Genomic DNA, 12,886 nt, shown 5'->3' on the forward strand with positions numbered 1-12,886 from the left:
GCCACATCTCCGCTGGATCAAGCGGTGTGGCATAGTCGCGCGGGGGCCCGACCGCCGGGTGGGCGCAGCAACCTAATTGGTTCGCGCTTTATGGTGCCACATACTTCGACGGTTGAGCGGATCGCACCGTTGCAAAAGCGCCCGCCCGAGGGGGCGGTCGGGCGCTCGCGCGGCGGCGTGCAAGCACGCCTTGATTCCGCGCGGGGTCCAGTATCCGCCGACCCGTGCAGGCCTGTTGCGAGGTTATCACGATCCGTCCGCGGCATTCCTGAGCGTCACGCCAAATATGCACAATCCAAGGTTTGCCGCACATGACCACCCCCATCCTCTCCGTCCGAAACCTCACCGTGGAAATCCCCACAAGGCGCGGCGTTCTGCGCCCCGTGGACGGGATGAGCTTTGACATCGCGGCGGGCGAGACGCTGGGTGTGGTCGGCGAATCCGGCGCGGGCAAATCCATGACCGGCAATGCCGTCATCGGCCTCTTGGAGCGTCCCGCGCGGATCACCGGGGGCGAGGTGCGCCTCAAGGGCGCGCGCATCGACAACCTGCCCACCGAGGAGATGCGGCGCATTCGCGGCAAGCGGATCGGCATGATCTTTCAGGACCCGCTCACCTCGCTCAACCCGCTCCTGACGGTGGGTGAGCAGCTCTCGGAGACGATCCGCCTGCACCTTCGCGTGTCCGAGGCCGAGGCCCTGCGCCGCGCGGTGGCCGCACTTGACGAGGTGGGCATTCCGGCGGCGAAAGCGCGGATTGGCTCTTACCCGTTCGAGTTCTCGGGCGGCATGCGGCAGCGTGTGGTGATCGCGCTCGCGCTCTGCGCCGAGCCGGAACTTGTGATTGCCGACGAGCCCACCACCGCGCTCGATGTGAGCGTGCAGGCGCAGATCGTGGCCCTCCTGCGGCGGCTCTGCCGCGAGCGGGGGCTGGCGGTGATGCTGGTCACGCATGACATGGGCGTGATCGCCGAGGCCGTCGACCGGGTGGCGGTGGTCTATGCCGGACGGCTGGCCGAGATCGGGCCGGTGCGCGCGGTGATCCAGAACGCCGCGCACCCCTACACGGCGGGGCTGATGGCCTCGACCCCGCTGGCGAGCGTCGGGCGGGAGCGCCTGCGGCAGATCCCCGGTGCCATGCCGCGCCTCGATGCGCTGCCCGATGGCTGCGCCTTTCACCCGCGCTGCGAGCGGGCCGATGCGCAATGCCTCCAGGACCCTGCGCCCACGGTCACGGGCTGCGGTGGACGCGCGGCCTGTTGGCATCCTTTGACACACTCCGCCGCCGAGGACGTGGCATGAGCGCGCTCATTTCGGTGAAAAACCTTACCCGCGTTTTCGACGTGTCGAAACCCTGGCTCAACCGGGTGATCGAGCGGCTGCCGAAGGCGCATCTCACGGCCGTTTCGGATGTCTCTTTCGAGGTGCCGGAAAAATCCGTCTATGCGCTTGTGGGCGAAAGCGGATCGGGCAAATCCACCATCGGCAAGATGGTGGTGGGCCTCTTGCGGCCCTCGTCGGGCGCGGTCGAGGTGGACGGGGTGGATCTGGCCAATTCGCATGATACCGGGGCCGTGGCGCGGGTGCGCGCGGATATCCAGATGATCTTTCAGGATCCCTTCGCCTCGCTCAACCCGCGCTGGCGGGTGCGCAGCATCATCGAAGAGCCGGTGTCGGTGCAGGGCGGCGACACGCAGGGCCTTGCCGAGCGGCTGCTGGAGCAGGTGGGTCTTGCGGCGATTGATGCCGACAAATACCCGCACGAGTTTTCCGGTGGCCAGCGACAGCGCATCTGCATCGCCCGCGCACTGGCGTCCGAGCCGCGCATCATCGTCTGCGACGAACCCACCTCGGCGCTTGACGTGAGCGTGCAGGCGCAGGTTCTCAACCTGATGAGCGACCTGCGCGAGGAGTTTGGCCTGACCTATCTTTTCATCAGCCACGATCTGACCGTGGTGCAGCACATGGCCGATGTGATCGGCGTGCTCTATCTCGGGCGGCTGGTCGAGGAAGCGCCGCGCGAAGAGCTTTTCACCAGCCCGCGCCACCCCTACACGCAAATGCTCTTTGCCGCAGCACCGCGCATGGACGGGTTCGGCCGCGAGATCGAGCCGCCCAAGGGCGAGATCCCCGACCCGATCAACCCGCCCTCGGGCTGCGCCTTTCACCCGCGCTGCCCCATCGCTGTCGACCGCTGCCGGCGCGAGCGCCCGGAGATGCGCAAACTGGGCGGCGCGCGCGTGGCCTGTCATCTGGCGGAATAGCGCGCCCTACCGGCGCGGGGCAAAGCGGATAAGCTGCGCGCCCCGTGGCGTGGTGGTGCGATAGACCACAAGGTCCGGCAAGGCGATGCCAAGCCGCGCGCGCCCAAGTTCGGGCGTCCAGCGCAGGCCCGTGGCCAGGCAATTCGCGGTGGCACCCGTGTAATCACCGCGCGCCCGCACCCGCCGGAACGCGCCAGGATCGACATCGAGACGCTGCCGCCCGAGTGTCACAGCCGCCTCCGCGAGAACCGCACGCCCCAGCGGCCCGGTCTGCGCCACCTGCACCGGCAGGTCCGACCACGCGCCACAAAGCGCGGCCTCTCCGTTCACCGCAACGATCTCGGCGGCCAGCCGCAGCCCGCCGCCGCTGTTGTAACGCCCTTCCACCACCGTCGCCAGCGACGAGAGCGGCACCGTTCCGATCTGGCGGCGCAGCAGCGGGATCACCTCGAGCGCGCCGCTCATCGCACCCGTGCCGGTCTGGCGAAACCCCACCCGGTTGCCGAGCGTGTCGCGGTTTCCCGGCTGGATCGTCCGGCGCGGCAGGAACACCTCGGGCACAAGCCCCGCGCGCCAGGGCAGATCGACGCGGCGGCAAACTGCGGGCGCGCCCGCATAATCAAGGCGCGGCGCAACCTTCGGCATGAAGCCCAGATCCTGCGCGGTTCGCCGCCCGTCCACATAGACGCTGGCCAGGGACAGGCTCCGGCGCGCCTCTCCCACGGTTACGGCGGCGAGCGCCGCACTTTCTGCCCAGACCCCGCACAGCGCGGTGCCGCCGCTTGCCGTGCGCCGCAACTCCGCCGCCACGGTCATGCCGCCACCGATGTCATAGCTGCCATGGGCCAGCGTGACGTGCTCGCTCAGCCGCACCTCCGATGCCGCCGCTGCACTGCCAAGGGCGGCCATCAATCCGATCATCGAGAGCAGGCGCATGGCGGGTCCTCCGGCATCAGCCTTCAGCCTAGCAGACCCGCGCCCGCCCCTCAATTCATCCCGCACGCGCCAGAAGCGCCTCTTCCACCATGCGGTCGGCCATCGGCGCGGGGCTTGTCCCCTCGCCCGCCGCGCGCGCCAAGAGCCGCTCCATCGTGGCGCGCATCGCCGCCAACCGCTCCTCGACCCAGGGCCCCCGGTCGCCGATGCGCAGAATCTCGGCGGCCACGTTGATGATCCCGCCGCCATTGGCCACGTAATCGGGCAGATAGAGAATGCCGCGCGCATGGAGCGCGTCCGCGTCCTCGGGCGTGGCCAGCTGATTGTTGGCCGCACCACAGACCATGGCCGCGCGGATCTCCGCGATGCTTGCCGCGTTGAGCACCCCGCCGATGGCGCAGGGCGCGAATACATCCGCTTCAACGGCGTGGATCGCCATGGGCGACACCTCCCGCGCGCCGAAGGCGCGCACCGTCTCGGCCACGCGCACCGGGTCCATATCCGCCACGATCAGCCGCGCACCCGCCTCGTCAAGCAACCGGCACAGATGCCAGCCGACATGGCCCAGCCCCTGCACCGCCACCGTGCGCCCCGCGAGGTCATCGCTGCCCCAGAGCCGCGCCGCGCCTGCGCGCATCGCCCCCAGCACCCCCCGCGCCGTCACCGGCGAGGGATCACCGCTGGCATGCGCCCCGCTGTCGAGCCCCGCGACAAAGCGCGTGCCGCGCGCGATTTCGGCCATATCCTCGGGCGACATGCCCATATCCTCGGCGGTCCAGTAGCGCCCGCCAAGTGCATCAATGGCCCGCCCCATGGCCCGCAAGAGCGCGGGGGTCTTGTCGCGCGCCGCATCGCCCATGATCACCGCCTTGCCCCCGCCAAGCGGCAAACCGGCGGCCGCGTTCTTGTAGCTCATCCCGCGCGCAAGGTTCAGCACATCGGCAAGCGCGGCCTCGTCGCTCTCATAGGCGCGCATCCTGAGGCCCCCCGCCGCCGGCCCAAGCCGGGTGGAGTGCAGCGCGATGAACCCGCAAAGGCCGCTGTCGCGATCCTCGACGCGGTAAACTTCTTCATGGGTGGCAGATGCCAGACGTGTCAGCATGGTGGAATCCTCCTTGCATCCAAGGTAGAAGCAAAGCAGCGCCGAAAAACTGCAAACCTTGCTCAATTCGGCGTGAGTTTTGGGGATTTCCGCCAAGAAGGCCCGGAGAATTGGAAAAAATGGACAGGATCGACCGCAGGATCGTCGCCGCGCTGCAACGCGACGGGCGCGCGCGTCTCGCCGATCTCTCGACCGAGGCGGGGCTTTCGCCCACGCCGCTCGCGCGCCGCATTGCCCGGCTGGAGGCTGACGGCGTGATCACCGGCTATGGCGCGCGCGTCGATCAGGCGCGGCTCGGCCTGCCGCTCAACATCTTCGTTTTCGTGGAGCTTGAACATCACAGCCGCGACGCGATCCGCGCCTTCGAGGACCGGCTGCGGCGCTTCGACGAGGTGATGGAATGCTACCTCATGACCGGCACGCGCGATATTCTCCTGCGCGTGGTGGCCGCCGACCTCACCTCTTTCGACCGGTTTCTGGAGGATGGCCTGATGCAGACGCCCGGCATCCGCGCCCTGCGGTCAAGCTTTGCCCTGCGCACCATGATCCGGCGCGATGCGCTGCCCGAGGTCTGAGGCGATGGTGCATTTTGACGTGATCGTGGTGGGGGCGGGTCCCGCGGGCGCTGCGGCGGCGTTCCGTGCGGCGCGTGCGGGGCTTTCCGTGGCCCTCGTGGACCGCAAGACATTTCCGCGCGACAAGCTCTGCGGCGGCCTTGTGACCGGTCGCGCACGTGCGCATTATGCCGATATCTTCGGACACCCCATGCCCTTTGCCCCCGAGGAGCGCAAGACGGTGGTGGCGTTCCACCATCGCGGCCGCCCAGCCGGGGTCATCGCCGATGCGCCCCCGCTCTGCGCCACCATGCGCCGCGAGATGGATGCAGCACTTTGCGCCCAGGCACTTGGCGCCGGGGCGCAGGACTTCACCGGGCAGGGTGTGGCGACGCTCGATACCGCCACGCGCCGCCTCACCCTCAGCACCGGCCCGGTGCTCGGCTACGGCGTGCTCATCGGTGCGGACGGGGTCAACAGCCAGATCGCACGCGCGCTTTTCGGCCAGAGCTTCGATCACGCGCGCATCGGCTTCGGGCTGGAAATCGAGGCGGACGCGCCGCAGATCGACCGCGACACCATCCGCATCGACCTTGCCGCCGCAGCTTGGGGGTATGGCTGGGCCTTCCCCAAGCGGCAGTCCACCACCATCGGCGTGGGCGGCCTTCTGGGGAAAAACCCCGACCTGAAACGCGCCATGGCCGCCTATTGCGACATGCTCGGACTGAAGGTCCCCGAGGCCGGTTTCAAGGGCCAGTTCCTGCCCTTCGGCGATGTGCGCGCCCATCCCGGTCGCGGCGCGGTGCTGCTTGCGGGCGACGCGGCGGGGCTCGTGGATCCGATCACCGGCGAGGGGATCGGTCATGCCATGGCCAGTGGCGGCATGGCAGCACACGCAGCCGTCGACGCGCTTGGCCGTGGTCGTCCCGACACGGCGATCACGCTCTACAGCACGGCGCTGCGCCCGCTGCACCGCGATCTGCGGATGGCCCGGCTCCTGCGCCCGCTCCTCTATCTGCCCGCGACCGAACCGGCCTTTGCCCATGCCTTCGCCCGCTCCACCACGCTGCGGCGGATGTTTCTTGCGCAGATGGCCGGCGAGGCGGAGTATTCGGGCATCCTCTGGCGGCTCGCGCTGCGCCTGCCGCGCTTTGGCCTCACCATGCTTCAGCGCCGCAGGATCGAGGAATAGAGCATCAGCCCGTAATCGCCCAATTCCCGCTCGATCCGCGCCCAGAGCGCCCCCATCGCCAACGGGTCGGTGCCGGTGGCCTGCGCAATCTCGCTCAGGCTGCGCCGCCCGTCCACCGCCGCGATCAGGCGCGCGGCCTCGCGCGGCAGCGTCAGCCGCGCGTTCAACCCGCCAAACCCCAGCTTCGGGCCTTGGCCCGCCGCCACCGCGCGCGCCAGATCGGCGGCGCGCGCGCCCTTGAGATGCGGCACCAACGCCCGGTTGGTGCCTTTCGCGGGGCCGCGCGCCTCGGTGGCGCGCACGGCATAGCCCACATGGGTCTTGATCGTGCCGTTGAGCTTCTCGGCCACCGCCATGCGCGCCACCGGATCGAGAGGCGCGGGCGCGTCGGCAATCCGCGCCAGATCGTAGAGCGCGGGCATGGTAAAGCCCGACAGGTGCCAGCCCGTCCCTTCCAGCATCGCCATCAGCGCCGCCACGTCAAAGGCGCGGTCCTGTGAATGCAACAGCAGGTCGTAGAACCCCGCGTCGCTCTGCTTGTGATCGCCCAGATTGGGATTGCAGGCAAAGGGATGCCCCTCGGGCAAACCCGCCACCAGTTTCTTCGCAGCCCTCAGCCGCGCCTCGGGGGCCATGCCCTCGAAGAGGGTTCCGAATGCCTCCTGCAACGGGTAGACGCCTGACCGGCCATAGGGCGCATAGACCATGAAGCCCATCCCGCCCCCCGGTGCCAGCGCCGCCAGCAACGCACGAAACCCCGCCGCCGGGTCGGGCAGGTGATGCAGCACCCCGCAGCAGTCGATATAATCGAACGCACCATACTCGGCAGCGTCCAGCAAGCTGCCGGTCACGAACTCTATCCCCGTGAGCCCCCGCACCCGCGCCCGTTCCTCGGCGATGGCGCGCGACGCGGTCGAGAGATCCAGATAGATGATCTCGGCCACCCGCCCGGCATCCGTCATCTGTTGCGCCAGTTGAACAAGCGCGTCGCCGGTGCCGCCGCCCGCCACCAGCACGCGCAGGGGCCTTGACCAGTCGCGTGCGCCCTGAAACACGAAATGATCCACCTCGAGCACATGCGAGGGCGAGCCGGTGATCAGCCGCTTGCGCTCGTCCTCGGGATCGCGCGCCGGATAGGGATAGGCCTCGTATTGCGCGCGGACCCCGCTCATTGCGCGCCCCGGTTCATCGTTCCGAAAATACTCAACTCCCGCCCCTCAGTCGAAAAGCTTGCGCAGCTTCTTGATCGCCTTGTCCTCGATCTTCTGCTGGATCGCGTCCTGTGTGCTCTGGCCCTCCTCGGGGGTGACGCCAAGCCGCTGCTGCACCTCGCGTTCCAGTCGTTCCTCGGCCTCCTTTTCCAGCGCCTCGCGCTCGGCCTTGAGGTTCATCTCGAGCGCCTTTTCCAGATCGGGCGTGATCTTGGGGTTGTCCCATGACCCTTTGATGCGCACCGGAATGGCAAAACCGCGCGTGGTCTCCCCCTCGAGCAGCACCGGGGTGAAGAGATAGTCGATATCGCGCGCCCCAAGTCCGATGCGCCCCCGGCCCTCGGCCCGCGCCAGCGGCAGTGTCATCGCCAGATCCTGATTGAGGAGGTTGCCGCCCTCCATGGTAAAGGACGCGCTCATCGCGTCGAATATCGTCGTGCCGCCCGTCACATCGCCCGACCGCATCAGCCGGTCGAGATCAAAGCCCGAGATCACGCCGCGCCCGGTGGCCGCGCGCCCCTTGCCGCTGAGGCTTTTCATGATCGCATCGACCGACGCGCCCGCCCCGAGGAAACTGACCTCCCCCGAGGCGGAGGCGGCGAAGCGCGTGATCCCCATCGCATCGGCGAGGAACCGCTCGAGGTTGATGTCCTCGGCCCGCGTCGTGCCACCCACCGACAGGCCCGACCGGTTGTTGACGACGAACTCGCCGGTCACCAGCCCGTCATAGGCGCGCACCTCGCGCAGCTCGAACACCGCGCGCGACCGATCAAGCGTCATCAGCGCACGGGTCTTGCCCAGTTTCAGATCGCCCAGATTGACGCTTTCGGCGACAAGGGCCATCTCGCCATTGGCGGCCGCCAGCCCGCTTGCGTCGATCCGCTCGGTTGACCAGCCCGAGGCGCTGCCGCCACCTCCGCCGGTCTGATCCGCCCCGGCCAGTTTCGACAGATCGAGCGCACCGGCGTTCAGTTGCGCGTTGAAGCGCGGCACGTCGCCCGAAAGGTCAAGATCGACAGCCCCGCTCAGGCTGTTGCCGCCAAGGCCAAGCGCCATGTCGCGCACCGCCACCTGCGTGCCCTCGGTCACCGTCAGGTCGGCACGGCCCTTGACGCTCTGCCCGAGAGTCTGCGGCAGATCCACGCCGCCGACACCAAGTGCCGCCAGAAACGCGCCCGTGTCGCCGATATCGAGATCAAGCCGACCCTGCGCCTCGGGGCGCAGCCCCGCGCGCCCGGCAAAGGCCACGGAACCGCCCCCCGCCGAGAGCGTGGCCGAAACCCCGGTCACCCCGCCGTCGAGAAATGCGCCCACCTCATCCAGATGACCCGAGACCGCCACCGGCCCGCCGCCGCGCCGGAATGCGGCCTTGAGCGTCGCGGTGCCGTCATAGTCCGGCCAGCGCAGATCGAGATCGAGATCGGAGATTTCCTGCACCTCGCCGGTGCCGTGATCGATGAGCGAGAGCCGCGCGCCGGTGATCAGCGCCCGGTCGAGCGTCAGGCCAAGCCGCTTGGATTGCGCCGGCGTGCCCGCCTCGGACTGCCCCGAGGGGGCCACCCCCTCGACACCAAGCGCCCAGTTCACGCGCCCGTCGGCGGCGCGCTCCAGCCGGATCTCGGGATTGACCGCCTCCAGCCCGGTGATGCGGATATCCCCGCCCCAAAGCACGCGTGGATCGACGCCCAGCTTGAAGCTTTCGGCGCGCAGCATCGGACCCCTGTCGGACCAGTCCGCATTGGCGATCTCCACCGCGCCGGTCGAGACACCCAGCACCGGATAAAGGCTCAGCCGCGTCTCGCCGCTCATGGTGACGGTGCGGCCCGTGGCCTTGGTGATCTGCTCGGCGGCGATCCTGGCGATCCGTTCTCCGGGCAGGAAAAACAGCGCCCCCAGCACAAAGGCCGCGAGCACCGCCACAAGCCCCATCAACCGCACGATCCACCGCATGAGACACCCCTTCTTGCCAGCCCCCCTGAGTCTAGGGCCGGCGACCCCCGGACGGCAACCGCTTTTGCCCTTCCCGCGCGCGGTCGTGACCGCTATATCGCGCCTCATGTCGCAAAACCCGCCCGATCTTCGCCCCGACCTCGCGCCGCGCGCGCGCCTGCCCGAGATGGCCCGCGAGGGCCAGCCGAGGATCGGCATGGTCTCGCTCGGTTGTCCCAAGGCGCTTGTTGACAGCGAGCGCATCCTCACGCGCCTGCGCGCCGAGGGGTACGGCATCTCGCCCGATTACGCGGGCGCCGATGCGGTGATCGTCAACACCTGCGGCTTTCTCGACAGCGCCAAGGCCGAAAGCCTTGAGGCCATCGGCGAGGCGCTGCGCGAGAACGGTCGTGTGATCGTCACCGGCTGCCTCGGGGCAGAGCCTGACTATATCACCGGGGCGCACCCCCGCGTTCTGGCCGTGACCGGCCCGCATCAATATGAACAGGTTCTCGATGCCGTGCATCTGGCGGTCCCGCCCTCGCCCGATCCGTTCATTGACCTGCTGCCCGCCTCCGGCGTGCGCCTGACCCCGCGCCATTACAGTTATCTCAAGATTTCAGAGGGTTGCAACCACAAGTGCAAGTTCTGCATCATCCCCGACATGCGCGGGCGTCTGGTCAGCCGCCCCGCTCATGCGGTGATCCGCGAGGCTGAAAAGCTGGTTGAAAGCGGCGTGCGCGAACTTCTGGTCATCAGCCAGGACACCTCCGCCTACGGCGTCGATATCAAACACGCCGAAGCGAACGGCCACCGCGCCCATATCACCGATCTGGCGCGCGGTCTGGGGTCATTGGGCGCCTGGGTCCGGCTGCATTACGTCTACCCCTACCCGCATGTGCGCGACCTCATCCCGCTGATGGCGGAAGGGCTGGTGCTGCCCTATCTCGACATTCCCTTCCAGCACGCCCATCCCGACACGCTCCGGCGCATGGCGCGGCCCGCGGCGGCGGCCAGGACACTGGACGAGATTGCCGCATGGCGCGCCATCTGTCCCGACATCGCCCTGCGCTCGACCTTCATCGTGGGCTATCCCGGCGAGACCGAGGCGGAATTCCAGACACTTCTGGATTGGCTCGATGAGGCGCAGCTCGACCGGGTCGGCTGCTTCAAATACGAGGACGTCGCCGGGGCCCGCTCCAACGCCCTGCCCGATCATCTGCCCGAAGAGATCAAGCAGGACCGCTGGGATCGCTTCATGGAAAGGGCGCAGGCCATTTCCGTGGATAAACTTGCGGCGAAGGTTGGCTCCCGACAAGCGGTGATCGTGGACGATATCGACGAGGATGGCGTGGCCACCTGCCGCACCAAGGCCGATGCGCCCGAGATCGACGGCAATCTCTTCATCGACGAGGGCACCGAGGCGCTGAGTGTCGGCGATATGGTCACCGTCGAAGTGGACGAGGCCGGAGATTATGACCTCTGGGGCGTGCTCGTCTGAGACCCATCACCTCTGTTGCCCTGCCGCGCGTTCCGCGTCATGATGCGCGCCTGAGGGGATCGGATCATGCGCAAGTTTCTGGTGGTGCTCGACGACAGCCGCGAATGTCTCAACGCGATGCGGTTCGCCGCGATGCGCGCTGCCCATACCGGTGGCGGGGTGGCGATCCTGTCGGTGATCGCGCCCGAGGAGTTCAACCACTGGATCGGTGTCGGCGATCTCATGCGGCAGGAGGCGCGCGAGCGCATCGAGGCGCATTTCGAGGTCTTTGCCAAGTGGATGCGTGACAAGCAGGGCATCGACCCCGAACTTGTGATCCGCGAGGGCGAGGCCGTGCCCGAGATCATCGCCCATGTGCAGGACGACCCGGACATCGGCGTGCTCGTTCTTGGGGCCGCCTCAAGCAAGAAGGGGCCGGGCCCGCTTGTCACCCAACTGACGCGCAACGCGGGCACGCTGCCGGTGCCGATCACCATCGTGCCCGGCGACCTGTCCAAGGAACGGCTTGAGGCAATCACCTGAGCGGGCACCTGAGCGGACAGAGTTTAGAACCGTTCCAAACCTTGACTCGGGGCACCGCGGCGCGCATATCTCAAGAAGCGAACAAAAAGGGGCGTTGCCATGTTCATCCAGACCGAATCCACCCCCAATCCGGCCACGCTCAAATTCCTGCCCGGTCAGGCGGTGCTTGGCACGGGCACGGCCGATTTCCCGAGCGCAGAGGGGGCCGATGCCTCGCCGCTGGCGACACGCATCTTCAAGGTGCCCGGGGTGACGGGCGTGTTTCTCGGCAATGACTTCGTCACCGTCACCAAGGCGGAAGCGACCGAATGGGACCATGTGAAACCGGCCATTCTGGGTGCCATCATGGAGCATTACCAATCCGGCCAGCCGGTCATGTCGGGCGAGGGCGGCGGTGCCTCGGGCCATGCCGCGCATAGCGGCGAGGATTCCGAGATCGTCAACCAGATCAAGGAGTTGCTTGATACCCGCGTGCGCCCTGCCGTGGCGCAGGATGGCGGCGACATTACCTTTCACGGGTTCGAGCGCGGCGTCGTCTACCTTCATATGCAAGGTGCCTGCGCAGGTTGCCCCTCGTCCACGATCACGCTCAAGATGGGGATCGAGAACCTGCTGCGTCACTACATCCCCGAAGTGACCGAGGTGCGCCCTGTCGGGATCTGACCCCCTCGTTCTGGGCTTTGACACATCGGCCGCGCATTGCGCGGCCGCTTTGCTTGGCGGCGGGCGTGTGCTGGTGACGCGCGCCGAGGAGATGGGGCGCGGGCAGGCCGAACGCCTCATGCCGCTTCTGGAGGAGGTGCTGGCCGAGGGCGGCGTCACATGGCGCGACCTTGCCCGCATCGGCGTGGGTATCGGACCCGGCAATTTCACCGGCATCCGCATTTCCGTCGCCGCCGCGCGTGGCCTCGCGCTGGCGCTCGACATACCCGCCATCGGTGTGAGCACATTTGACGCGATCCGTGCCGGGGGGGGGGCCGGCACGCCCGCTGTCCCGGCCCCGCACGGGATGGTGCATGTCGCCACCCCGGCGCTTCTGCCGGTCGAGAGCGTGGCGGACCCGCTCTGGCCGCCTGCGCCCGCCCTTCTCGCCCAGGCCATTGCACGGATTGCTCAAGACGCGCCAAACGACAGCCCGCCGCCCGCACCGCTCTACCTGCGCCCCGCCGATGCCGCGCCTGCCCGCGACGCGCCGCCGGCCCTTCTCGATGACGCCTGAGGCATTGGCCGACACCCATGCCCGCGCCTTTGCCGGTCAGGGGCGCGCATGGTCGGCGGCCGAGTTTGCCGCGCTGCTGGCCTCGCCCCATGTCTTTGTCAGTGGCGATGCGCGCGGCTTTGCCCTTGGCCGTGTCATCGCGGATGAGGCGGAATTGCTCACGCTGGCGACCGATCCCGGCCATCGCCGTCAGGGCCACGCCCGCGCCTGCCTGTGCGCCTTTGCCGCCGAGGCGCGCGCGCGCGGTGCCGAAACGGCGTTCCTCGAGGTGGCCGAGGACAACGCGGCGGCGCTGGCGCTTTATGCCGGTGCCGGGTTTGCGCAAACCGCCCGGCGGGAGGGCTATTACCCCGGCGGGCGCACGGCCGTGGTGATGCAAAAGCACCTGTGATCCGGCAAGCGCCGCCCGCCCGACAGTTTCGGCAATCACGAAACCTGAATCCGTATAACAAGAATT

13 protein-coding genes are annotated in these 12,886 nt (G+C 68.2%); 9 read left to right on the plus strand and 4 right to left on the minus strand.

Annotation, left to right across the window (positions count from 1 at the left end):
- Nucleotides 1–311: 311 nt before the first annotated feature.
- Together ACSSV8_RS00130 and ACSSV8_RS00135 are read left to right on the plus strand one after the other, a co-directional pair.
- The gene (locus ACSSV8_RS00130; RefSeq protein WP_454281127.1) at nt 312–1,301 is read left to right on the plus strand and encodes an ABC transporter ATP-binding protein; all 990 of its coding nucleotides are present in this window, start codon (nt 312–314) and stop codon (nt 1,299–1,301) included.
- Nucleotides 1,298–2,263 (plus strand): ABC transporter ATP-binding protein, encoded by a 966-nt coding sequence (locus ACSSV8_RS00135; protein WP_454281128.1) that lies wholly within the window; start codon nt 1,298–1,300, stop codon nt 2,261–2,263. The genes ACSSV8_RS00130 and ACSSV8_RS00135 overlap by 4 nt, the downstream gene beginning before the upstream one ends.
- A 6-nt stretch (nt 2,264–2,269) precedes the next feature.
- Here the strand turns inward: ACSSV8_RS00135 and ACSSV8_RS00140 are convergent, their stop codons facing one another.
- Together ACSSV8_RS00140 and ACSSV8_RS00145 are read right to left on the minus strand one after the other, a co-directional pair.
- Nucleotides 2,270–3,199 (minus strand): orotidine 5-phosphate decarboxylase, encoded by a 930-nt coding sequence (locus ACSSV8_RS00140; RefSeq protein WP_454281129.1) that lies wholly within the window; start codon nt 3,197–3,199, stop codon nt 2,270–2,272.
- A 55-nt stretch (nt 3,200–3,254) separates the two neighbouring features.
- The gene (locus ACSSV8_RS00145; protein WP_454281130.1) at nt 3,255–4,301 is read right to left on the minus strand and encodes a Glu/Leu/Phe/Val family dehydrogenase; all 1,047 of its coding nucleotides are present in this window, start codon (nt 4,299–4,301) and stop codon (nt 3,255–3,257) included.
- A 119-nt stretch (nt 4,302–4,420) separates the two neighbouring features.
- On the opposite strand from ACSSV8_RS00145, the gene ACSSV8_RS00150 reads away from it, so the two are divergent.
- Both ACSSV8_RS00150 and ACSSV8_RS00155 read left to right on the plus strand, forming a co-directional pair.
- Nucleotides 4,421–4,876, plus strand: coding sequence for an Lrp/AsnC family transcriptional regulator (locus ACSSV8_RS00150; RefSeq protein WP_354539769.1), 456 nt, complete (start codon nt 4,421–4,423; stop codon nt 4,874–4,876).
- A gap of 4 nt (nt 4,877–4,880) precedes the next feature.
- On the plus strand, nt 4,881–6,047 hold the full coding sequence (locus ACSSV8_RS00155) for a geranylgeranyl reductase family protein (RefSeq protein ID WP_454281131.1): 1,167 nt from the start codon (nt 4,881–4,883) through the stop codon (nt 6,045–6,047).
- Here the strand turns inward: ACSSV8_RS00155 and ACSSV8_RS00160 are convergent.
- Together ACSSV8_RS00160 and ACSSV8_RS00165 are read right to left on the minus strand one after the other, a co-directional pair.
- Nucleotides 6,023–7,219 carry a class I SAM-dependent methyltransferase gene (locus tag ACSSV8_RS00160; protein WP_454281132.1) on the minus strand — a complete coding sequence of 399 codons (1,197 nt, stop codon included), beginning with the start codon at nt 7,217–7,219 and terminating at the stop codon, nt 6,023–6,025. The genes ACSSV8_RS00155 and ACSSV8_RS00160 overlap by 25 nt on opposite strands.
- A 45-nt stretch (nt 7,220–7,264) precedes the next feature.
- A complete protein-coding gene (locus tag ACSSV8_RS00165) occupies nt 7,265–9,208 on the minus strand; it encodes an AsmA family protein (protein WP_454281133.1) in 1,944 nt (647 codons plus the stop codon).
- A gap of 106 nt (nt 9,209–9,314) precedes the next feature.
- Here ACSSV8_RS00165 and rimO point away from each other — a divergent pair, with 106 nt between their 5' ends.
- The 5 genes from rimO (at nt 9,315) to ACSSV8_RS00190 (ending at nt 12,820) form a co-directional block, all read left to right on the plus strand.
- A complete protein-coding gene (gene rimO, locus ACSSV8_RS00170) occupies nt 9,315–10,688 on the plus strand; it encodes a 30S ribosomal protein S12 methylthiotransferase RimO (RefSeq protein WP_454281298.1) in 1,374 nt (457 codons plus the stop codon).
- Between the two features lie 66 nt (nt 10,689–10,754).
- On the plus strand, nt 10,755–11,210 hold the full coding sequence (locus tag ACSSV8_RS00175) for a universal stress protein (protein WP_354539765.1): 456 nt from the start codon (nt 10,755–10,757) through the stop codon (nt 11,208–11,210).
- Between the two features lie 99 nt (nt 11,211–11,309).
- The gene (locus tag ACSSV8_RS00180) at nt 11,310–11,873 is read left to right on the plus strand and encodes a NifU family protein (protein ID WP_354539764.1); all 564 of its coding nucleotides are present in this window, start codon (nt 11,310–11,312) and stop codon (nt 11,871–11,873) included.
- Nucleotides 11,860–12,429, plus strand: a complete 570-nt coding sequence (tsaB, locus tag ACSSV8_RS00185) for a tRNA (adenosine(37)-N6)-threonylcarbamoyltransferase complex dimerization subunit type 1 TsaB (RefSeq protein WP_454281299.1) — start codon at nt 11,860–11,862, stop codon at nt 12,427–12,429. Before ACSSV8_RS00180 ends, tsaB begins: the two co-directional genes overlap by 14 nt.
- Complete coding sequence (locus ACSSV8_RS00190) at nt 12,419–12,820, plus strand: GNAT family N-acetyltransferase (RefSeq protein WP_454281134.1); 402 nt, start codon at nt 12,419–12,421, stop codon at nt 12,818–12,820. The genes tsaB and ACSSV8_RS00190 overlap by 11 nt, the downstream gene beginning before the upstream one ends.
- Nucleotides 12,821–12,886 lie beyond the last annotated feature (66 nt).

The sequence above is a fragment of the Roseovarius sp. MBR-79 genome (assembly GCF_053628555.1).

Coding starts and splice junctions, on each gene's coding strand:
- ACSSV8_RS00155 (WP_454281131.1), top strand. CDS start 4,881: ATGGTGCATTTTGACGTGATCGTGGTGGGGGCGGGTCCCGCGGGCGCT.
- ACSSV8_RS00140 (WP_454281129.1), bottom strand. CDS start 3,199: ATGCGCCTGCTCTCGATGATCGGATTGATGGCCGCCCTTGGCAGTGCA.
- ACSSV8_RS00160 (WP_454281132.1), bottom strand. CDS start 7,219: ATGAGCGGGGTCCGCGCGCAATACGAGGCCTATCCCTATCCGGCGCGC.
- ACSSV8_RS00150 (WP_354539769.1), top strand. CDS start 4,421: ATGGACAGGATCGACCGCAGGATCGTCGCCGCGCTGCAACGCGACGGG.
- ACSSV8_RS00145 (WP_454281130.1), bottom strand. CDS start 4,301: ATGCTGACACGTCTGGCATCTGCCACCCATGAAGAAGTTTACCGCGTC.
- ACSSV8_RS00175 (WP_354539765.1), top strand. CDS start 10,755: ATGCGCAAGTTTCTGGTGGTGCTCGACGACAGCCGCGAATGTCTCAAC.
- ACSSV8_RS00180 (WP_354539764.1), top strand. CDS start 11,310: ATGTTCATCCAGACCGAATCCACCCCCAATCCGGCCACGCTCAAATTC.
- ACSSV8_RS00190 (WP_454281134.1), top strand. CDS start 12,419: ATGACGCCTGAGGCATTGGCCGACACCCATGCCCGCGCCTTTGCCGGT.
- rimO (WP_454281298.1), top strand. CDS start 9,315: ATGTCGCAAAACCCGCCCGATCTTCGCCCCGACCTCGCGCCGCGCGCG.
- ACSSV8_RS00165 (WP_454281133.1), bottom strand. CDS start 9,208: ATGCGGTGGATCGTGCGGTTGATGGGGCTTGTGGCGGTGCTCGCGGCC.
- ACSSV8_RS00130 (WP_454281127.1), top strand. CDS start 312: ATGACCACCCCCATCCTCTCCGTCCGAAACCTCACCGTGGAAATCCCC.
- ACSSV8_RS00135 (WP_454281128.1), top strand. CDS start 1,298: ATGAGCGCGCTCATTTCGGTGAAAAACCTTACCCGCGTTTTCGACGTG.